20 protein-coding genes are annotated in these 20,969 nt (G+C 53.1%); 10 read left to right on the top strand and 10 right to left on the bottom strand.

The features are described 5' to 3' along the window. Window positions 1-143: 143 nt before the first annotated feature. Window positions 144-269 carry a hypothetical protein gene (locus tag C5Y83_RS30000; RefSeq protein WP_114304690.1) on the bottom strand — a complete coding sequence of 42 codons (126 nt, stop codon included), beginning with the start codon at window positions 267-269 and terminating at the stop codon, window positions 144-146. 180 nt (window positions 270-449) lie between these two features. Here C5Y83_RS30000 and C5Y83_RS18715 point away from each other — a divergent pair, with 180 nt between their 5' ends. Further along, window positions 450-1,490 (top strand): hypothetical protein, encoded by a 1,041-nt coding sequence (locus tag C5Y83_RS18715; RefSeq protein WP_146117825.1) that lies wholly within the window; start codon window positions 450-452, stop codon window positions 1,488-1,490. A 78-nt stretch (window positions 1,491-1,568) separates the two neighbouring features. Beyond that, window positions 1,569-1,943 carry a hypothetical protein gene (locus C5Y83_RS18720; protein WP_105331277.1) on the top strand — a complete coding sequence of 125 codons (375 nt, stop codon included), beginning with the start codon at window positions 1,569-1,571 and terminating at the stop codon, window positions 1,941-1,943. Between the two features lie 94 nt (window positions 1,944-2,037). On the opposite strand, the gene C5Y83_RS18725 is transcribed toward C5Y83_RS18720, so the two are convergent. The 3 genes from C5Y83_RS18725 to C5Y83_RS18735 all read right to left on the bottom strand — a co-directional run bounded on the left by C5Y83_RS18725 (window position 2,038) and on the right by C5Y83_RS18735 (window position 5,333). Next, on the bottom strand, window positions 2,038-3,237 hold the full coding sequence (locus C5Y83_RS18725; RefSeq protein WP_105331278.1) for a DegT/DnrJ/EryC1/StrS family aminotransferase: 1,200 nt from the start codon (window positions 3,235-3,237) through the stop codon (window positions 2,038-2,040). A 194-nt stretch (window positions 3,238-3,431) separates the two neighbouring features. Beyond that, the gene (locus tag C5Y83_RS18730) at window positions 3,432-4,112 is read right to left on the bottom strand and encodes a metallophosphoesterase family protein (protein WP_105331279.1); all 681 of its coding nucleotides are present in this window, start codon (window positions 4,110-4,112) and stop codon (window positions 3,432-3,434) included. A 72-nt stretch (window positions 4,113-4,184) separates the two neighbouring features. Then, a complete protein-coding gene (locus C5Y83_RS18735; RefSeq protein WP_158262409.1) occupies window positions 4,185-5,333 on the bottom strand; it encodes a lactonase family protein in 1,149 nt (382 codons plus the stop codon). Between the two features lie 158 nt (window positions 5,334-5,491). On the opposite strand from C5Y83_RS18735, the gene C5Y83_RS18740 reads away from it, so the two are divergent. Then, the gene (locus tag C5Y83_RS18740; protein ID WP_105331281.1) at window positions 5,492-7,234 is read left to right on the top strand and encodes a cytochrome c peroxidase; all 1,743 of its coding nucleotides are present in this window, start codon (window positions 5,492-5,494) and stop codon (window positions 7,232-7,234) included. Window positions 7,235-7,254: 20 nt separating this feature from the next. Here C5Y83_RS18740 and eat read toward each other — a convergent pair whose 3' ends face one another. From eat to C5Y83_RS18755, 3 genes are read right to left on the bottom strand one after another with little or no spacing between them, the layout of a single operon-like run. Further along, entirely contained in the window at window positions 7,255-8,601 is a 1,347-nt protein-coding gene (eat, locus tag C5Y83_RS18745; protein ID WP_105331282.1) for an ethanolamine permease, read from the bottom strand. Continuing rightward, window positions 8,585-9,337: an ethanolamine ammonia-lyase subunit EutC gene (gene eutC / locus C5Y83_RS18750; RefSeq protein ID WP_105331283.1), complete on the bottom strand. Its 753-nt coding sequence runs from the start codon at window positions 9,335-9,337 to the stop codon at window positions 8,585-8,587. The genes eat and eutC overlap by 17 nt, the downstream gene beginning before the upstream one ends. Next, complete coding sequence (locus C5Y83_RS18755) at window positions 9,334-10,704, bottom strand: ethanolamine ammonia-lyase subunit EutB (RefSeq protein ID WP_105331284.1); 1,371 nt, start codon at window positions 10,702-10,704, stop codon at window positions 9,334-9,336. The genes eutC and C5Y83_RS18755 overlap by 4 nt, the downstream gene beginning before the upstream one ends. A gap of 994 nt (window positions 10,705-11,698) precedes the next feature. Between C5Y83_RS18755 and C5Y83_RS18765 the strand changes: the two genes are divergently transcribed. Beyond that, window positions 11,699-12,148 (top strand): hypothetical protein, encoded by a 450-nt coding sequence (locus tag C5Y83_RS18765; protein WP_105331286.1) that lies wholly within the window; start codon window positions 11,699-11,701, stop codon window positions 12,146-12,148. A 50-nt stretch (window positions 12,149-12,198) separates the two neighbouring features. Next, window positions 12,199-13,308, top strand: a complete 1,110-nt coding sequence (locus C5Y83_RS18770; RefSeq protein ID WP_105331287.1) for a DUF1559 domain-containing protein — start codon at window positions 12,199-12,201, stop codon at window positions 13,306-13,308. Between the two features lie 134 nt (window positions 13,309-13,442). On the opposite strand, the gene C5Y83_RS18775 is transcribed toward C5Y83_RS18770, so the two are convergent. Then, window positions 13,443-14,336 (bottom strand): alpha/beta hydrolase, encoded by an 894-nt coding sequence (locus tag C5Y83_RS18775; RefSeq protein ID WP_105331288.1) that lies wholly within the window; start codon window positions 14,334-14,336, stop codon window positions 13,443-13,445. Between the two features lie 344 nt (window positions 14,337-14,680). On the opposite strand from C5Y83_RS18775, the gene C5Y83_RS18780 reads away from it, so the two are divergent. Beyond that, window positions 14,681-15,157 carry a hypothetical protein gene (locus tag C5Y83_RS18780; RefSeq protein ID WP_105331289.1) on the top strand — a complete coding sequence of 159 codons (477 nt, stop codon included), beginning with the start codon at window positions 14,681-14,683 and terminating at the stop codon, window positions 15,155-15,157. Window positions 15,158-15,199: 42 nt separating this feature from the next. Here the strand turns inward: C5Y83_RS18780 and C5Y83_RS18785 are convergent, their stop codons facing one another. Then, window positions 15,200-16,054, bottom strand: coding sequence for a thermonuclease family protein (locus tag C5Y83_RS18785; RefSeq protein WP_105331290.1), 855 nt, complete (start codon window positions 16,052-16,054; stop codon window positions 15,200-15,202). Between the two features lie 80 nt (window positions 16,055-16,134). After that, window positions 16,135-17,307 (bottom strand): serine hydrolase domain-containing protein, encoded by a 1,173-nt coding sequence (locus tag C5Y83_RS18790; RefSeq protein WP_105331911.1) that lies wholly within the window; start codon window positions 17,305-17,307, stop codon window positions 16,135-16,137. Window positions 17,308-17,522: 215 nt separating this feature from the next. Between C5Y83_RS18790 and C5Y83_RS18795 the strand changes: the two genes are divergently transcribed. The 4 genes from C5Y83_RS18795 to C5Y83_RS18810 all read left to right on the top strand — a co-directional run bounded on the left by C5Y83_RS18795 (window position 17,523) and on the right by C5Y83_RS18810 (window position 20,900). After that, window positions 17,523-17,960, top strand: coding sequence for a hypothetical protein (locus C5Y83_RS18795; RefSeq protein WP_105331291.1), 438 nt, complete (start codon window positions 17,523-17,525; stop codon window positions 17,958-17,960). Between the two features lie 230 nt (window positions 17,961-18,190). Continuing rightward, entirely contained in the window at window positions 18,191-19,123 is a 933-nt protein-coding gene (locus C5Y83_RS18800; RefSeq protein WP_105331292.1) for a DUF1559 domain-containing protein, read from the top strand. Window positions 19,124-19,606: 483 nt separating this feature from the next. Next, window positions 19,607-19,954, top strand: a complete 348-nt coding sequence (locus tag C5Y83_RS18805; protein WP_105331293.1) for a PadR family transcriptional regulator — start codon at window positions 19,607-19,609, stop codon at window positions 19,952-19,954. Further along, a complete protein-coding gene (locus C5Y83_RS18810; protein ID WP_105331294.1) occupies window positions 19,947-20,900 on the top strand; it encodes an HAAS signaling domain-containing protein in 954 nt (317 codons plus the stop codon). Before C5Y83_RS18805 ends, C5Y83_RS18810 begins: the two co-directional genes overlap by 8 nt. The last annotated feature ends 69 nt before the right edge of the window (window positions 20,901-20,969 follow it).

A 20,969-nucleotide genomic window follows, 5' to 3' on the forward strand; every position in this document is an offset into this window, starting at 1 on the left:
CTGGAATGATTGTGCCTCGAAAATACACGTTCGATTCGGTGTGTCAAACAAATTCTGGAAGAGTCCTGGCCATTCGAAACAACCAAGGCCGCGTCGTGGCGGCCTTGCCTCTTCCGTGACAAGTTTGGCAACGTTTGTCCGCGTTAGTAATCAATCTGACAGCGAACCGCGTAGACATCGGCGAAGCTGCTGCGGTAAGTCGGATCGTTCAGGTCGGAGTAGATATAGTTGAGCTGAAACTTGGTATGGGCGATTAAATACCAATTCAAACCAAGCTCAGTATTCCGATTTGTAGTCTCGGTCCACGAATAACGCTAGCCGTCAGTTACCCTCATACTGATGGGCAGACTAACCTTTGCTGGCATTCGCTCACTGGCGAAATGGCAATTACCGTTTGCTATCGTGGCATTGGGTTTGACCTGGATAGCGAATTTTCGTACCTATGCCGCATGCGCGTCAGATCTTTAGCGAATCCTGACGCCAAGTGGCCAATTTGCCAGGAAAGTTTGATCGACGTGCTATCACGTTACCACGCAATTCGACTCGCAACGGTTTGCCTATCGTTGTTCGCCATCGTCGGTGGTTGCCGAACCACCGATCCGTCGATTCAACTGCTCGAGCATGAAGCACGCGGTCTGGAAGACAAGGTCTATCATTTGCACGACATCGTGCAGCGAAAGGAAGCCGAGATCGCTTCGCTTCGTCGCGAAAACGAAACTCTCCGCAAACAGCTTGGTCTCCCTCAGGGCCAAACTGCCGCATCAATCGAAGAGGAATTGATCCCGACACCAACTTCACGGGCGACAACGGTCGACGTGGAGGAACTGGAGAGCTCGCTCAGCCCAGTCATCGAGATGGGTATGTCGAGCAGCCTGCCAGAACTTGAGAGCGTGGCCCCCGGTCCTGAATTAATGGAAGGTCCGCTCCTTCAGGAGTTTCAGCCGAGTGAGGAAGTTGTCACGGATCGAGTAGTCACCAAAATTGTTCTTAACCCCAAGCTGACCGGCGGCTACAGCGTCGACAATAAAGCAGGGGACGACGGACTCATGGTGGTGATTGAACCGCAGAACGTGGAAGGACAGTACGTCGACGTCGCAGGTCCGGTATCGGTCGTTCTGCTTGACCCTGCTTACTCCGGCAAAGAAGCGTTTGTCGACCGCTGGGACTTCGACGCTAGTTACGCGACGGATCATTTACAGTGCACCCTTCTAGGAAAAGGGGTTCATCTGAAGATTCCGTGGACCGAAGGGCCGCCAAAACATGAGAGCCTCCAGTTACACGTCCGTTACACAACGGAAGATGGCGAAGTGCTCGAGCAGAAGAAAGACATCAAGATCGATCTTCGAGGTGGCACTTCGCAAAGCTGGACTCCGGCCACAGTGCCGTTGCCTGGCCCGCGCACGGCTGCCAAACCAGCCGAATCAAGCGGCGATTCTTCATCAGAACGCACTGGCTTGCTGAAGAAGCCACTCTGGAAGCCTTTTCGATAAGCCATCGATAAGGATGTAGCTGACGCAACGGTCACCTTCTAGAATCGGTTTCGATTCAAATTTCTAAGGTGACACCGCATGACCCCAAATGACGTCTATCTCGCGGGAGCGATCGCAGCTCCGGTCCTCGTATTTGGCCTATTCGCGCCAATAATCGTCTGGCTAAGCTTGATGCTTCTTTCGCCTGATACGCTGGACGGTCTTTTCGAGCAACGACTTATTCAAGTCCGTGGAATTCGATTCCGCTTTGCCAAGTTCCTCTTGCGAGTCTTTCTTGGACTCTTAGCAGCTTTGGCTACCGTTTTGGCGGTGATATTTCTCTTCGCCATGGGACGAGTCGTTGAAATTGGTTTGTTGGTAAGCAGCCTGATACTTGCAACCTGGTGGCTCTACTTGTTAGGAGGGAGCATCGTTTACGCTTGGCAGATTTTAGATGTCCTTGGCGAATCGTGATCTCTCCCGATGAGCGAAAGTGACCTCTTCGAAACAAAAAAAGCGGACTTCCGTGAAGACCGCTTTTCGCGATTCGTTTATTTTTAGCAACCGGTTAGGCACTCTTACGTTGAGCCGGTGTATCCAGGTTCGCTTCGATACCATAGAAGCGAGCGATCGACGATACAACCGCTCGTTGTTCGGCGTCGGTCAGTTCTGGGAAGATTGGCAACGCCAAGACTTCTTCAGCCGCCTTTTCGGTTTCTGGCAGTGGCGCCAATTCTTCTTTCAATCCGGCGAAGCACTGTTGTTGATGTAACGGAACCGGGTAATAGATTTCGCTACCAATTTTGTGATCGGCCAAATGTTTACGAAGTTGATCACGACCTCCGCGTGGAACGCGAATCGTGTACTGGTTCCACACGTGGTGGTTGCCCGTTTCCTCAGTCGGCAAGCTGAGCACCAGATCTAATCCACAATGGGCAAACAGTTGTGTGTACTTCTGAGCATTCTCACGACGCATTGCCGTCCAGTTGGCCATATGCTTCATTTTGACGTTCAGCGCGGCGGCTTGCAGCGTGTCTAAACGACTGTTGATACCAACCACTTGGTGGTAGTAACGCGGTTCCATGCCGTGACCACGCAACAGCTTTAGCTTGTTAGCGAACGTTTCGTCGCTGGTGACCAGCATACCGCCGTCACCCATGCCACCCAAATTCTTCGTTGGGTAGAAGCTGATACAACCTGCCAGGCTCATGCTGCCGGCACGTTGGCCATTGTGTTCCGCCAGAATTGCCTGAGCGGCATCTTCGATGACGGGGATGTTGTGCATTTGAGCGATCTTGTTGATCTCGGTCATGTTGGCGCATTGGCCAAACAAGTGAACTGGAATGATCGCTTTGGTATTGGGCGTAATCTGCTCTTGCAAGCGAGTCGGATCAATGTTGTACGAAGTCGGTTCGATGTCGACGAACACTGGCTTCGCGCCCAATCGCCAGACACAACTGGCTGTCGCGAAGAAGGTGAAGCTCGGTACCAACACTTCGTCACCTGGGCCGATTTCGAGGGCCATCATCGCCAGCAACAACGCATCGCTTCCGGAGGCACAACCGATGCCGAACTTGGTTTGCGAGGCCGACGCACATGTTTCTTCCAACTGGAAGACATCGGGGCCAAACAGAAACCGACCTGAGTCGAGCACCGACTCGAAGGCCGCCATGAATTCTTCTTTGAGAGGCGCGTTGCCGCGGCCGATATCGAGCAGTGGAACTTGAGAAACACCGGTCGAGGCCGGGCCTTTGTTTGCTGTCGTCATCCCTGACTTCCTTGCTGTTTTTCGGACTTGAGCCACGGTCGGTTCCAGTGCTTCCTGCACTCGCACAAGCGCGGCACGTCAAACGATAGGAGGATTGCCAACAAGGGTCAAGGTCAAGAGAAACGACCTTAGCGGGTGGGATAAATCACAATAGTGGTAGAACGAGATATCACGAAGAGATCGACTGCTAGCCCTTATGCTAGCAGTCCCGTTCGACGAGCTCCCTTTTCGTTCGCCTGCCAGAACTTGCCACTTTCGACCTCTAAGCAGGTCAGCCATCCCTCGCCGTAAACCCACGTATCGATACAGATCGAATGCCCAACATTCAACGGCCAGCCTGACTTCTGAGAGGAATGACCACAAACTAACGTTTTGCCAGAACAATGTGGTCCATTGTTCGCGAATCGTTCCCAAAACAGGAACGAGTCTGATTGTTCCTCCAGCGGTAATGAAGGCCATGCATTGGCATGCACGAAGATATGCGTATCCGTTTCGTGATAACGCTGACACATTTCATCCATAAACTTCCAGTGTGCTTCCGAAACTCGCTCGAGATGCTCCGGGATGAATTCTTCTTCCGGCGTCCCGTAGGAGAGCATCGTCTCTTCGCCGCCATACATCATCCAGGTGTGAAACGCCATCTCGTCATCACGGCCGTTTTGCATCATGATCTCGTGATTCCCGAGCAAGCAGGTCACATCGAACTGCTTGCGCAATTGAAGAATCCGATCGATCACACCTTTAGAATCTGGACCACGATCAACATAGTCTCCCAGCGTAACGATGCGATCATCGTCCGTTGGCTCGACAAACTCCAGAAGCGTATCCAGGGCGGTGAGACATCCATGAATGTCACCGATGGCCAACGTTCGCAAAGCCTTCCTCTACTTCTCGTTCAGGTTGTTTCAAGATGCTGGCTACTTCCGGGTAGTTCAGGCGATGGCAAGTTAATCGAAGCGGAAATCAATACAGCACGGGTTGGGGACATCGATTTGATAGCCGTTCGACGTCAGAGTTCCATTTTCTTGATTGATTTCGTAGACGACGATGTTGCTTGAGTTCTGGTTCGCGATCAGCAGGTGCTTTCCTTGCGGGGCAATTTGAAAACTACGTGGCGTTTCACCCATCGAACTGGCATGTTCGACGAATGTCAGCTTGCCGGACTTCTGATCGACGCTAAACACAGCCAAGCTGTTATGGCCGCGATTCGAGCAGTATAGCCACTTTCCATTTGGATGCAGGAAGATCTCGGCGGTTGTGTTGTTCCCTTCGAAGTCTTCCGGCAATGTCGACAGCTTCTGCAGATGCTCACTCTTACCGGTGGTTGGGTCGAACTGGAACACATCGACCGTCGACGCCATTTCATTCAGAACATAGACTTTGTCACCTGTTTTATTGGTCGCCAAGTGTCGAGGCCCCGAACCCGGCGTGATCGCGATGTACGCCGGATCGTGGGTCTTCAATTCTCCTTCGTCGGTCACGTCGTAAATCATTACCTTGTCGACCCCGAGATCAACACCCAAAGCCAGTTTGGTACCAGGCACCAGGTACATGCCGTGGGCGTGGGGTCCTTGCTGACGGCTCTTATCAACGCTGGAACCGGTCTGCTGCATTACACTCGCCGCTGGCTGCAACTTTCCGTCTTCAGTCAACGGAAGCGATGTAAACGAGCCACCACCATAGTTGGCCACCAATGCGGTCTTCTCGTCAGGACCGAGCAGGATGTGACAAGGTCCTCGACCGCCAGATGCTTCCTGATTGAGCAATTTGAGCGTCCCATCTTCGTTGATCGCGAATGCCGAGACTGCTCCGGAGGCTTTGTCCTTGAAGTTCGAGACCTCGCCGACTGCGTAGAGATGATCAGAAGCACCGTTGATTGCCAGGAAGGAGGGATTCTCGAGTTCGGCGGCCAGGGTCGGCTGCGCGAGCGATCCATCTTCCAAATTGAGCGAACTCAGATAGATGCCCTGGCTATCACCACTGGTGTAGGTACCGATGTAAAAAGGCTGCGATTTTTCCTGGGCAGAAGCCAATGACCCCAGCGCAAGCAAGCTGAAGGTAGCCAAAGCAGAAAATACGTATTTAGGCGAGATCATCAATGGTGCTCCGGTGCGGGGGGTAAATCCTTCTATCCTAATCTCGAAAGTCCGACTTTTCATCTCCCCTGATTCTTCTGATTTGCCTTGTCCGAAGTGAGCCCCTATGGGAAAATCAGGAGAATCCTACCTTCATCGCTTTCCTGACGTGTTACCCCATGACCCGAACGCTCTTTGCCACGCTTTGCTGCCTGCTTGCCAACGTCGCGCACGGGGCCTTGCTTGAGCAGGTCGACCCAAATCAGCCCGCTTACCGCCAGCCTGAAGACATGATCCTGACCCCCGACGGCCAGTACCTGCTGACCGCCAATCGAGGGACAGGTTCTCTTTCGATCGTGGATCGGAAGCGACAGGAAACCGTTTCGGAATGGAAAGTTGGGCGAAGTATCGTTCACTTAACCCAACTACCGGATGATCGTTTGTTGGGCCTCGACTCGGCGCAAAACGAAGCGATTTTACTTCATCGAGTCGACAGCCAACTTACCGAACTCGACCGCGTACCGCTTCCTTATTCGCCCGTACGCTCGGCGCTTTCGCCAGACGGCTCTCAGATCGTTATTAGCTGTGTCTGGCCAAGGAAGCTGGTTCGGTTGAAGCTCGACGGCGACCAACTTTCGGCGGATCAAGAACTAGTAATGCCCTTTGCACCGCGCGAAGTCTTATTTGAACCAGCCGGCCAAATCCTTCTGGCGGCCGACAACTTCGGTGGCAAGCTGGCGCTTGTCGATGCAGCTTCGTTCTCAGTCCGACATATCCGAGAGTTCCCTGCCCACAATATCCGAGCGATGGTCCTCTCGGCAGATCGAACGAAAATCCTTTTCGCACATCAAATGCTCAATAGTTTGGCGGTTACCAACACCAACGATATCCACTGGGGCCTGGTGATGAGCAACGATCTTCGCTGGGTCGATTTAGCTCGTGTGCTAAACCCTGAAGACGATTTCTATGGCGAAGGGTTCATGCATCCCATTGGCGAGCCTGGGAAGGGAGGTGGCGATCCGACTGACATCGCGGTGATCGACTCGGAACAAGCAATCGTAACGATGGGCGGCACCGCACAAGCTGGTATCGGCAAGCACGAGTCTTATGGACTATTTCGTACCAACGTTGGCGAACACCCGACGGCGGTAGTTGTTTCTCCGGAGAAAGACCTTGCTTACGTTGCGAATGGGTTCGATGATTCCGTCTCGGTGATCGATCTGAAGACCGCCAAAACCGTCAGCAAGTTTTCTCTCGGTGTTCGTCGTGAATTAACGGAACGGGAACGAGGTGAAAAACTGTTTCATAATGCGCGGCTTTCGATGGAAGGATGGATGTCGTGTCATAGCTGTCATACCGACGGTCACACCAATGGACTCGCGAGCGATAATCTAGGTGACAACTCGTTCGGCGCGCCAAAGCGTATCCTCTCGCTTCTCGGCAAAGCCGACACAGCACCCTTTGGCTGGCTCGGCGTTTCCCCCACCCTGAAAGCTCAAGCTCACAAGTCGGTTGAGCAAACCATGCATGGCGGTAAGCTTTCGGAAGAGGATGCCCAAGCGTTGGCAACTTACATGGCGAGCTTGCCGCTGCCTCCTCCGATTGACCAATTGCAACAAACGCATGACGAAGCAGCGATCTCGCATGGACGACAGATTTTCCTCCGTAACAACTGCGTCAAATGCCATGCCCCTCCCAAGTACACCACACCGGACCTATACGATGTGGGCATGGAAGACAAAGAACTCAATCGGGAGTTTAATCCACCTTCACTTCGCGGCATCGGCCATCGCGACACCTTCTTTCACGATGCCCGTGCGACGTCGCTGCGAGATATCTTCGAGGTGCACGGACACGAGTTGAAGGTTGAGCTCAGTGATCAACAACTCGACGACCTGATAAGCTTCTTGAAAAGCCTCTAACGTCGCCCGATGCGATCGATTTACTCACTCTCGGCAGCCAGCTGAACCTTTTTCTCCAGCACGTTTTGATACCACAAGAAGCTCACGTATCCAGCCACCACGATCCCGACGAATATCCCAAACAATGCCAGGTTGTAAATCGTCAACGCCAACAACGATACGACGGCAATCATCAACGCGACGGCCGGAAACACGGGATACAGCGGCACCTTAAATGGGCGTTCGAGATCGGCGTGATGCTTCCTTAACGCGAAGAATGCGATCATCGACACGATGTACAACGTTAACGCACCGAAGACGGCAAGTACGATGATCTCACCCGTTTGGCCTGTTAGAAGGGCGATGATACCAATCCCCATATTCACCAACAGCGCGTTGACCGGAGTCTTGGTGCGTGGATGGACAACTCCGACAAACGGCGTGACGTAGTGCTCGCGGCCAAGTTCCAACGTCGAACGACCGGCGGCTAAGATGATTCCGTGGAACGACGCGATCAAACCGAATAAGCCGATCGTGATTAGCATGTGGTACAAAACACTCCCTTCACCCACGATCTTCCCCAGTGCTAAGGGAAGGGGAGAGTCAGAGGGTGCGCTTCCCGGCTCGGGATAGACAATTGTTTCCCATCCGGCGACCCCAACCGCCGTGGTGAAAACAAGAATGCACAGCACAACCAGCGTGGTGATAGCCGAGCCGAATCCCCACAAGACGTCACGCTGCGGATTCTTAGCTTCTTCCGCCACGTTCGCCACCCCTTCGATCGCTAGGAAGAACCAAATGGCAAACGGAATGGCTCGGAATGCCCCTTCCCAGCCGTTGGGCAGGGCGTTCACAGTCAGGTTTCTTGTTTCGAACGCCGTAAAGCTGACACCTGCAAAGAGCAACAGTTCTAACACAGCCAAGATGGTAACGAATAACTCGAAGTAAGACGCCGAGCGGACCCCGACGATGTTCAAGCCGGTGAAGATCACGTAGGCCAGAATGGCGATCAGGGTCACGTCCAACTGCGGAAAGAACATATTCAAGTAGGCCCCGATCGCAAACGCAATCGCCGGGGGTGCAAAGATGAACTCGATGCTTTGGGCGATCCCAGCCAAGTAGCCCCAATGCTTTCCCAGTCCAAGTCGGGCGTAATCAAACGCCCCGCCAGCTTTGGGAATCGCACAGGCCATCTCGGTGTAACTGAATGTGAACGTCACGTACATGATGATCACAAAGAAGGTCGCGATAGCTAGGCCAAGCGTGCCTCCTTCGGCTAAACCAAGGTTCCAGCCAAAGTACATTCCGGAAATCACATAGCCGACGCCAAGCCCCCACAGCATCAACGGGCCAAGTGTTTTCTTCAATTCATTATTGGGTTCGGTCATCAAGCAGTTCGTCTTGCGAAAGGTCTTTAAGTTGGACGCCCGAGAGCTTGCGGCGGAGCGATTCTCCGATAAGAAAGCTCAACTTTTGGGCCGCGTGCTCGTGGGGCAAGCCTTCGCGGCGAATATTGGAAATACAGTTTCGCTTTTCATCCGTATTTCCGCTGCGCGGTGCATACGTCAGGTAGGCTCCCATACTGTATGGAGAAGTCAGTCCAGGTCGTTCGCCGATTAAAATGACCGATAGCTGACTGTTCAATAGATCGCCGATGGGATCGCTTATCGCAACCCTTCCCTGACGAACAATCACGATGGGTGCAATGCGGTACGACTTAAGCAGGGGAAGCAGGTATGCGAGGAATGGTATTGCATTCTGTTCGATCGCGATTGAAGACAGCCCGTCAGCGATGGAGATGCTGATTTCGTATTCTTGCTTGGGTCGTGAACGAAGGATCTCCTCCGACTCGGCACTGAGCAGTCGTCCTAAGTCAGGCCGCTGAACGTACTGTTGGCGGTCTTTGGCTTGGCTATCTAAGACCAGATCTTCCTGCTTGAGCGCTACTAACTCAGCAATCAGCTTTTCGACATCCATATCAGCCCAAACGGCATCACTGGCCAACGCATGGTCCGTCCGAAAGGCGAGCATCTGCTGTGTGGTCACGCTGCTGCCTGTTCTCCCCATGCCGATGCGGGCCTGGGTAAATGCTCGGTACTTTTCCCACAGATCGTTTTGGTTCATAGATTCATCAACCGATGCCGTGCCGCTTCAGGAAGTAATTTACCGTCGCTGCCAATCAAGTTCATACCTTGCAGCCAAGCTTCAAATTCAGGGGCATGTTTTAGACCCAGCAGTTCGCGAAGGTAGAGCTGGTCGTGGTACGACGTGCTTTGGTAGTGCAGCATCACATCGTCCGCGCCGGGAACGCCCATCACGAAGTTACAGCCCGCCATGCCGAGCAACGACAATAGATTATCCATATCGTCTTGGTCGACGTTAGCATGGTTCGTGTAACACACATCGCAACCCATCGGCAGCCCCATTAGCTTGCCGCAGAAATGATCTTCCAGACCAGCACGAATAATCTGTTTGCCATCGTATAGGTATTCCGGACCGATAAAGCCAACGACCGAGTTGACCAAAAGAGGCTGATACTCACGAGCAACCCCGTAGGCACGGACTTCGCACGTTTGCTGATCGACACCATGTTGAGCGTTGGCAGAATGGGCGCTACCTTGCCCAGTTTCGAAGTACATACAGTTTTGGCCAACCGTGCCACGACCTAACTCAAGACCGGCCTGATGCGCCTCGTCGAGCATCGCGAGTGTAACGCCAAAACTATCGTTGGTAGCTTCCGTTCCGCCGATCGACTGGAAGATTAGATCAACCGGCGCACCTGCCTCGATTAGTTCGATCGTGGTCGTCACGTGCGTCAGCACACATGACTGTGTTGGGATCTCAAACCGAAGCCGAAGTTCATCAAGCATCTCCAGTAACGTCCGAACGACGCGAGGGTCATCGGAGGCAGGATTGATTCCAATTACTGCGTCGCCGACTCCATACAGCAAGCCATCAATTGTGCTGGCCAGAATGCCTTTTACATCGTCGGTTGGATGATTCGGTTGTAGCCGAGTCGAGAAGTGTCCGGCCAATCCCAGGGTGTCTCGAAAGCGTGAGACCACACGAATCTTAGCTGCCACCAAGATCAAATCCTGGTTCGACATCAATTTGCTGACCGCCGCAACCATCTCAGGCGTTAGCCCAGGGCTAATTTGCTGTATCGTTTCCCCAGTGGTTTCGTATGCCAGAAGCCAGTCGCGAAACGCACCTACCGTTAACTGACTGATTTCCGCGAAGGCCTCGGCGTTGTGCCGATCGACAGTCAAACGGGTGACCGAATCGAGCTCGTAGGGAATGATCAGCTCGTGCAGAAATTGCGAGAGTGGCACATCGGCTAACACATGCCGCGCCGCCAGTCGCTGTTTGTTGTTCTCAGCGGCTAAGCCGGCCAGGCAATCGCCCGATCGCTCTGGTGTCGCTTTAGCGAGAACGTCTTTCAGGTCGGGAAAAGAATAGGTCGTTATCCCGATTCGATGCTGATACTTCATGATCCCACGATAAAGAGGCCGACGGTTTGCGTTTTATCGTACCGCATCGAAACGCGCGAATGCACTGGCGCATTGCGCAAATTCTTATCTTCCTACACTCAATGTTTGAGGTTTTAGGGGTCGTGGCATCAAAAGGGACGACGTTGATAGCTGTCCGAAACAAATCGTCTCACAGGATCAGCTGCCACGGTAGTACATGGCGAAGCCCCAATTTCTACCAAGGCTCTTTTCAATCAACTTGGGATTGAATGCGAGTTCTTCCTGAAACCTCCCTAAACAAGATCCACTTCTCTCCCAAATCGTCTTGCAGGTTAAGCTCGTTTGCAATGGCAAAACGCTCAACGCCCGATCGACTACGGCAAGCTTACCTTCCGTCTTCATGTTCGATAGGGATCAGAATTGAACCCTATTTGTTGGAGAAATGAATGCTGAATCCTTCACCATAGCGCACCGCGAAATTCTTCTACCAGGATTTGGACAGCTTCCTTTAGGGCCGCATAGCATAGAACTTTAGGAGCAAGACAATCTGACGGTATCAATGCCGTCTGTCGTGACAACAGCTACCGAGTATTAAGGTTCATTAATATGCCGCTCTTGAAGGCTCGATGTGATCCGCGTAATGGATATTCAGAAGACATTAAACGCTTTCTATAGCGATCACTTTTCCACCTCGAAAGAACGTCAATCTAGACGGCGAATCGCTAGCTCTTACGGCTACTAAGTTTTGAAGATTCCCACGTTAACAATTGTTTCAGATGCGGTGCATATCCTCAAATGAATTGCGTGTATTGTCATTACTCGTCCGAATTGATCTGGATATTCTGAAACGGCTTCAACAGCACGGTCATTCTCGCTTGCCTTTCCCGGCAATGTTATTGCTTCCAGGATCCACCTCACGATCCTAGCCGGGTGAACGTTTGCCAGTGCATGACCGCCGGGTCAAATTCCATCCACGACTGGCTTCGCCAAAGGCCGAGCCTCAGAGGAGAACTCAATGTTGGGAAGGCTGATTGTCTTGCTTGGTATTGTCAGTTTGCTGGCCGGCTGTGGCGATCCGGCATTGCATCCGATCACCGGAAAAGTCTCACTGGACGGCAAGACTTACGAACGACTGCTGGTCTACTTTCATCCTCTCGATCGTGAGCCTAACGAGTTTTCAATTGGCGTCGGCGAGACCGACAAAGATGGCGTTTTGGTCCTGCGAACTTCTGCCGGCCCTGGCATCGCCACCGGCAACTATCGCGTGACCTTCTCCTGCATTCAAGCACTTCGTGGCGGCAAGACGCTCACCCTCGGAGCTGGTTCCGAAAAAGCGGACGACGATCGAAGCCTGGTCACCAAGGATATCGTTCCTCCGCAATATGGTTCGAAGACCGAGAGCCCGGTCGAGTTCCAAGTGAAGTCAGGCGAGAACATCTTCGAGTTCGACATCCCTGGCAAATAAGTAAGTCGTTTCATTCCGTTTTTTATTCTCTCCACAAGGGGAAAGCTCTCATGTCGATTTCCAGCACGAAACGAGGCGCGTTCACACTCGTCGAGCTATTGGTTGTCATTGCGATCATTGGTGTTTTGATCGCTCTTTTGCTGCCGGCCGTGCAACAAGCTCGCGAAGCTGCTCGCCGCATGCAGTGCAGCAATAATTTGAAGCAGCTCGGCCTGGCCGTGCACAACTTCGCTTCAACCTATCAGGACGAACTGCCAATGTTGGGCGAGGCCCAGGAAGGTGGCCACTGGACGGCATTCATCCTGCCGTATATCGAACAAGCCAATATGTACGAAGCATTGACCTTCGGTTCCACAAACTGGGCCGCCGGCACCGCGTTGAACAATCCATCGATCACATCGACCAGCAACGCCGAACGTCAAATCGCGGCATGTCAAACGAAGCTCGAAGCTTTGATCTGTCCTTCTTCCACTGTCAGCGGACCGATCTACGACGCCTCGGTCTATTCGCCACCGTGGTTCGTTGCGGCTCGTCAGCCGGCGAACTACTTGGGTGTCGTTACTGGGATTCAGCCCAACGACTGGAAGCCAGCTTGGGGATGGGGACGACCCGGCATCCCGTCCTGGACCGACGCCAACGGCAATTCCCACGATACCAAGGGGCATCCAGAACTCGATGGCGTGTTCATCACCCGACATCCCGATAAGGCGCGAATCGCCCAAGGTGGGATGGGAGGCGCTTGCCGATTGGCCAGCATCACCGATGGAACCTCAAACACGCTCATGATCGGCGAAGCGGAACCAGACCCGCAGCTACAGACCTTGGCTTCTGTTTCCGAAAACGCCAATACTGGCCGTAAAGATCATTGGGCGATCGGTGGCGACGACTTCGACAATTGGGAAGGTTCGGACTGGTCGGAAATGGGTGGCTCGACCGGCGTGCGAATCAATTACCCGCGACCTCAAGGTTCGCCGAACGACGCTTCCGATAGCGATCCGAACTGGGCCGCTTACGAGGTGAGCTTCAGCAGCCGTCACCCAGGCGGATGTAACTTCGTGTCGGCCGACGGCTCGGTCCGATTCGTTGCGGAAACAATCAACGCATCGATCTTCAGTGCCTTAGGTACGCGGGCGAATGGGGAAGCCGTTCCGGCCCCTTAGCTTTCGGATTCCGTTTGAAATTGAAAAGGACGCTTCCGCAAGAGGCGTCCTTTCTTTCGTGATAATTAAGACAGCGAGACCGATGACCGATGACAGATGAATCGTAGTTGTCTCCCAATCGTCGGTCGTGGAACTTAGTCTTGCTTTGGGTCGACCAAGACTTCCTTCTGCAACCAACCGCTGGCCAGCTTTGGCCATTGGGTAACGCGCTGCTCGGTTGGTCGTAGCCCGTAGCCATGACCACCCTGCGGGAAAATGTGCATTTCAGCTGGTACGTCGTTCTGTTTCAATCCGTAGTAATACGCCGCACTTCCCGTTGATGAGACGCGGTCATCACTAGTATGAACCAGGAAAGTCGGAGGCGTCTTTTCATCGACGGAGGTTTGGGGAGTTAGTTCGATGCCCTGTCCGTCGATGTTTAGATAGGCCGGGTAGATTAACAACGCGAAATCAGGCCGCGCATCGATTTGATCGACTTCGTCCACCGGCTCGTAGGCAGACTCATCGGCATTGGAAGTCACCGCCGCCAAGTTACCGCCCGCAGAGAAGCCTAGGATACCTACCTTATCGGGATCAATCTTCCAATCTTCCGCGTGAGCCCGGGTAAGTCGAATTGCACGCTGCGCATCTTTCAGCGGATTGACGTGAGGTTCACCTTCTTTCGCTCGTGGCACGCGGTAGTGCAGAACCACGCCGGTAATTCCGATCTCGTTCAGCCAGGCCGCGACTTCGGTTCCCTCTAAGTCGTAGGCCAAAATGTGATAACCACCGCCTGGACAAATGACGACTGCGGCGCCAGTGTCTTTGGCCGGATCTGGCTTGAAAACAGTCACGGTTGGTTTAGTCACCTTGGTCACCTTACGACCAATGCGTTCGTCGATAATCTCGGCGATCTCTTCTTTTTCACCTTCCGCCAAGCCGGGTACTTTGCCTGCTGGCCAAATGGCTTCGCTGATTGGTTCGGCAGCTGAAAGGGTGGACACCATTAGTAACGCAAATAAACAGCTCGGTCCCAGAAGGCATTTCATGGCAGGCGAATCTCAATGTGAAGAGTTTTGGGAAAAAAGTGGGGTAGGCAGCATTCGTGGCTAGAATGGTATAAGCTGATGAGCGTACCCTGCCACAAAGGTGTTTGCAAACATTCGGTGCGTGTTTAGGCACCACTAGGCAAATCCTTTGGGCACGCAGTTTGCAATTGCGTTACTACATCAGTCCCACCTGCTGGACTCGTTTGAAGGTTTGGTGAAGTAGTTTGCCACAATCGGTAAAGAATGTGACAATCTACCCCGATAACCCTTGCAGAACGGGAACTGAGCAAGCATTAATAGAATGCTGACACTTTCACTTACTTTCTGACTTAGGAACCCTCCCCATGGGTGGCAAAGCCGTTGCCGTCGTTTTATTTGATGGCCAGTCGGCGGGTGGAACGTATCTTCTTCGATGCATCACCGATGCGTTGGAAGCAGACACACTTCCCAACTTGACTCTTCTTCCCACAACGCCAATCGAGGCAATCCAAGAGGCACAAGTAACTTCTCCACAAGGAGTTATGTTTCTCGGTACTGCGATTGCACAGCGAGATACAGAAATCGGTCGCCTGACAGACATCGATCTCTGGAATCCACAAGAGTATAAGCACGAACTATTGAACGCTTGGCATCGTCGCCTGACGAAGGGGAAGAAGGAAAGCACAATTCCGCAAAATGCGCGTGCTCTGTTCCTCCATCATGAAGAACGCCTTGAGCCAGAACAGCTGGAATCGGTGATCTTGCCGATGGTTCGACGCGTGGGTCTGTGGACTCGTTTCTGGAATAATCTGCCGCATCGCAAGAAGGCTTCCGCTTCTTAAGCGAGTCGCTGTTGCGAAAAGCAAACGGCGCGGTGACTTCTTTCACCCGCCGCAAATGCCGCACGGCTTCCCATCTCCCGCCGTGCAATACTTTCCGCGGGATGTTTTTCCGAAGTGCTTGCACGATGGATTGTGCCTAACCCCGCTTGATGTATTCAGCCAAAACTTAGTGGGGCTAGTCGGATCAGTCGGCTTCAGCTGAGCCGCTTCTTCCTTTCGCTGCTTTTCCTCAAGGCGAAAGCGCCAGGGTTGTTGCGGCTTATTGTCTTGCCATAAGCCAACTTGCTTCGCAGCCGCGTCGGTTTGGGTCGCTGCTAACTCGGCATCACCACTGAAATGGCGATAGTGCCAAGCCCAGCCGTCAGCAATGAGCTGACGATTGATCCAATGGCCATCCAGAAACACATGACCCAAGATTCGGCCGTAGGTGTCGGACTTCTCGTAAGCAACGAGGACCTGCTTTCCATAAACTAAGCGATTGAGTGCCTGACGACTTTTCTCGCCGTAGGCTTGGCCGCTTTCTGGAGAGTCGATTCCTTCCAGACGAATCCGATGGGTCTTCTTGTTGTCATCCAGTACGCCGATGGTGTCGCCGTCGGCGACGTAGATCACTTTGCCGCGCAAAATGTTAACTGGACAATTTGTAACCCATCGCCGATCCGCTAAAGACAACCGTGCCTGCGGAATAAGCACGATTTGCCCAGTTTGTGGCAACAGTGCAACCTGATCGCCATCGAGATATGCAAAGCGAGATTTTGCAAAAACTTTATCTTCTTGATCGTGCCACTCGCGAACGGGATCGACTAGCGGTGGATCTGGTTGAGCTTGGGATAGTGCGAATGAGAGTGGCAGCAGTGCCAGCACAAGCCCGAGAAGAGAAGCGTGTTTTGAATGCATTCCGCCAAACCGTCTTGCCTGACGCGGACACCGCGCACTTTGGTCCGCGCCAAGCGAAGACGACCTTTTCAATGATAGAGCTACTTATTCAGTTCAGCGGCGGCGGCATCTTGGAAATCTTTTCGCAAGTCGCTCGCGTCGCTGTTGGGAAAGTTCGATCGTTGGACCAGTAAGATGTAGGCCCGCTTCTTTTCAGGATCGCCCCAGCTTTGTGTGCCAAAGGCACCTCCATGGCCAAAACTTCCGGGGCTTAGTGCCGCCGACACACCCTGGGGTTCTTGCACCACGCAGTATCCAAGTCCCCAACCGTTGCCGGGGGTGAAGCCTGTTTCGATGTCACCGGTTTGCAGTTTGGTCAGTTCCTTTACCGAATCACGACTTAGGATCTTGGCGTCTCCCAGGAAACCGCCGTTGAGCATCATGCCATAGAACTTTGCGAGATCTCGGGCCGTCGAGTAAAGTCCTGCACTCGGATTCGGATATGGATCGGTGTCGAAGTTGCCGATCCAACTTTCTGCTTCGGTCAGTTCACCGGAGTCTTTGTTCTTCGCGTAAAGCGTGGCGATACGTGCTTGCTGTTTTTCGTTTGGATGGAACGTAGTCGTATTCATCTTCAAAGGGTCGAAGATTCGCTCTTGAAGAAATTCACCGTATGGCTTTCCGGAAGCGACTTCGATCACCCGTCCCACGACGTTTAAACCAGGGCTGTATTCCCATTTGGTCCCTGGCTCGTAACGCAGCGGACGTTCTGCAAGTTCTTTCGCGGTGCTTTCAAGAGATCCGACCACACGTTGGCTACCACCAAGTCCAGCGGTGTGCGTGAGACACTGGCGGATGGTGATTGGCTTGTCGAGTGTGTTACCTTCAAACGTTACGTCGGCAAACTCGGGGATGTATTTTGAAACGGGATCGTCGAGACCTACTTTGCCGTCTTCGACAAGGGTCATCAGCGCCGTAGCTGTGATTGGCTTGGTCATCGAAGCGATAGCGAACATCGCTCCCGGCCGCATTGGCTTCTCGGTTTTGAGATTGGCGTTGCCAAGCCCGCTCAGGTGCACGAGCTTGCCGTCTTCGATCACCAGGGTGACAGCTCCGGCGACATCTTTGTCTTCGATGTGCTTCGTGACCGCCTTGTTGACGCCTTCGAGCGCTGGCGGCTTCCGGCGACCTTCCTGAGCAAATGCAGGGGAAGCAACCGCCACGCAGAGCAGTGCCACAACAGTGCGTCCAAGTGTCCAGGGGGGAGCAAGCATCGCAATCATCCTACTTACGAAACAAGATTTCGGGGGAAAGCCGCAGCCTACCGCAATCCATCGGCCTGTCAAGCTTCTTCCAGCCCCCCTCTTTCTGGCCAGTATCCGCCGTAAAATCCGCAACATCTTAAGACGAATCCATTGAGTTTTTCCGCCGATCCTGCCTAGAATAGCTGCTGGATCATGCCGATCCCTTCCGTTCACTCATGGTATCCATGCGACGTTTTGGTAGTTACGCTCTGATTGCCACCTATTTGGTGGTACAACTTTTCGGCCAGGTGCTTCATGCCTGGAGCGGATGTGAGCACGCGCACCTGCCAGGTCAATGGTCGTCGCAGGCCACCGTCGCAATTGCCGATGGTCATGCTGAAGGTCACCATCACCACCACGATCATTCGTCCCATTCGCATGGCTCGGCCGAGCGAGAATCTGCTCCGATCGAAGGTGACGGCTGGAAGTCAGGTCATCGACACAATCTCGCCATCGATGGTTGTTTGCTTTGCCAACATCTGGCGTTGGGTCAGATTGCTCCGGCGACAACTCCTGTTGCCGTCGAATCGATCGCCGTGGAATCGTACATTCCCCGATCGACACGCTTCGCCACGCACAAGTGGCTAGGTCCGAATTCTCCCCGGGCACCTCCGACAGCATAGGTTTTGCTGGCGTGATCTCTTGCGCCAGCCGTCTGTTTGCGTGCGAGCAAACAGGCTAAGGGTCGATCTTCTTCGCATTGCGTCGAAGTCATGGCTCTTGTTTGAATTCGCGACGTAGTCTTGCACCGTAAACCTGCGAGCTGCGGCGCGGCCATGCTATCTATTCATCCGATTCGCCGTCGCGCTGCACACGCGCGATTGGTTGCCCATATATAAGAGAATTCATAATTATGTCTTCGCGCAAAGGTTTTACCCTCGTCGAACTATTGGTGGTGATTGCCATCATCGGTGTTCTGATTGCTCTGCTTCTGCCTGCCGTACAACAAGCTCGCGAAGCAGCACGACGGATGTCCTGTTTCAATAACTTAAAGCAGCTTGGCTTAGCTCTACATAACTACCACGATACGTTCGGAACGTTCCCCAGCGGCTACATCGCAACCAATAGCGATCATCGCACGCCGCTGGCCACCGGCGATCCTGGCTGGGGATGGGCCGCGTTGATCTTGCCCCAGATGGAGCAGGGCAACCTGGCGGACTCCATCGACTTTCGTCTCAGCATCTTAAACGTTTCAAATCAGGCCGCACGCGAAACGCTTATTCAAGCCTACTCCTGCCCAAGCGATCGCTCGCCGGAAGTCTTTCACATTCATGATGAAAACGAGAACGAACTGACTGAGCTTGCTTCGGCAAATTACGTCGGCTGTTTCGGCACCACGGAACTCGACGAATGCGAAGGTCTCGCATCAGGCGTGAAGTGTCAGGGTACCGGTTTGCTCGATCACAATGGCCGCTACGGCATGCGAGACGTGATCGACGGGACGAGCAATACTTTGATGGTCGGCGAACGAGCGTCACCGCTTTACAGCGACCATGTGGAACTGAGTACTTGGGTTGGTGCTGTTAGTGGTGGGGAGGAAGCGGCCGTTCGTATTTTAGGAATCGCCGATCATCCGCCGAATAGCCAGTACCACCAACACGATGACGACGACCATGGCCACGAACACCAACACTTGGACGACTTCGGAAGCCGACATCCAGCGGGTACCAACTTCGTCTTCGCCGATGGCTCGGTCCATCTCATCACCGAGACAATCGACGTGGCTGTTTACCAGTCTCTAGCCACCCGTGCCGGTCGTGAGATGATTTCAGGCGACGCTTACTAAGTTGCCCTCATGCGAAATGGCAAAACCTGATGCTCGTGCAACTGCGCGAGCATCAGAAATTTCTCTTTCTGGCTCCGCACGACACATTCCGTTGATTCTCGGGAATTTGGCTGATGGCATACTAGTCGAAGTTGACCATCTCAAACCGGACGGTCGTCACTCTCTTAAAACATCGTTAAAGCGTACACCCCCGGTAAAGCTTCAGTCCGACGCAGTCTCGTCTACATGACGCAATGTCGCCGAGCGAACGATAATTACTAGGACGCCATAGCATCTATGCTGAGTGGATTCTTGTTCTTACTGGTTGTCTAGTGAGCATATCTAGATTCTTGATCGAAAGGGGAATTCGGCGCGCAGCAAGGTATTGACGCCACCACCTATTACAAGCGATTTTTACCTTGACACACATAATTTGTGTGACATAGTATACTTCGCAAGACAGGTGAAACGAAGCAATTTCTCTCTCGAGTTCCCAGCAACAAGATGCCGCAGACTTCATTCTCTTCCGACTTGATGCGGAGCTGCGCCGATTTGGTGATTTTGACGCTGCTCAACAAGACTCCCATGCATGGATATGACATTCTCGTGTCGATGGGTGACATGGGCGACGGGCAATTTCGTTTCAAGCAGGGCACGCTCTATCCGCTGTTGTACCGTTTAGAGCGTGCAGGCTGGATCGAAGCGCAGTGGCAAGAGCCGCCCGAAGGAAAGAAACGCAAGGTCTATCACATCACCAAGGATGGCAGACGCGTCTTGAAGGAGCGGACACAACAGTGGCATCGGTTTACCGGTTCCGTTAATGCAATATTGCAGGAGTGTTCCCATGGCTGAGCTTGCCTCGAAACAGGTACAAGACTATCTCGATGCACTACGAACAGCCCTGAAGCTGACACCACAGCAATCGTCAGACATTGTCGAAGAAGTCCGTGACGATTTGTTCGATCATGTTCGCCGTTTGGTCAATCGTGGTCGAGACGAGCCAACTGCGGTTGCCGAAGCCTTGGCCGACCTAGGTCCGGCTGAAGAACTTGCTTGCCGAATTAGGACAGAGGTTCCTCCCTGGAATGGTGCATTGTTACAAACATTGCGCTGCCTTCTAACCGCTGCTCTCGTCTTACTCGTAATGTGGATTGCCTGGCAGACACGCGCTAACGCCTTCGGTTTTTCGTGGATACGAGCCTTTGGCCTGATGGCTACCGTGCTACCGATCATCCTGATTGTCTGGCCAGGAATCGTGTGGCGCAAGAATTGGATGTTTAGTGCCGTTCCCGCTGGTTGCGTTCTGGCAATGGTCATTCTGGTACTAACCCTGGGAATGCCAAACCATTCAACGCAAATCATTGACCCCGAAGCGCCGCGTAATGTACCAGCGATGGACAATCAAAACACCCTGACGATCGTTGCCTACCTACCACTTGTTCTTTTTGCTGGCTTGTCCCTTTATCTGCTTGTTATGATGCAGCGGTGGCATCAACAATGGATTGTGATCAGTTTTGGATTGCTCCTCCTGGTCGCCATTGAAGTCCCCTATGCTTGGGAGGAAAGGGAGTACTCTCAGCGATTGGAGGCAATGAAAACTTATCTTGCTGCGACACACCAACAACAAGGCATCTATCCAACAGAGCAGCAACTGATCGACCATCCTAATACCAACCGGTTTCGTTATCGCGTTGCTTCAGATGGCAACAGCTATAGCCTGTTTTGGAGACGTCCGCTAAGTCACGGATATGAATTGGCGTACAGCACCGACCGAGATGCTATCTGGATCGTTGACTGACCGATCCGATAAGACCTTTTTTCTCGATTCACCATCGTTGCTGTCGTCATGAGACTGGAAACGAGGCTG

Origin of the sequence: Blastopirellula marina, assembly GCF_002967765.1 — a bacterium.
GTDB classification, from domain to species: Bacteria; Planctomycetota; Planctomycetia; order Pirellulales; family Pirellulaceae; genus Bremerella; species Bremerella marina_A.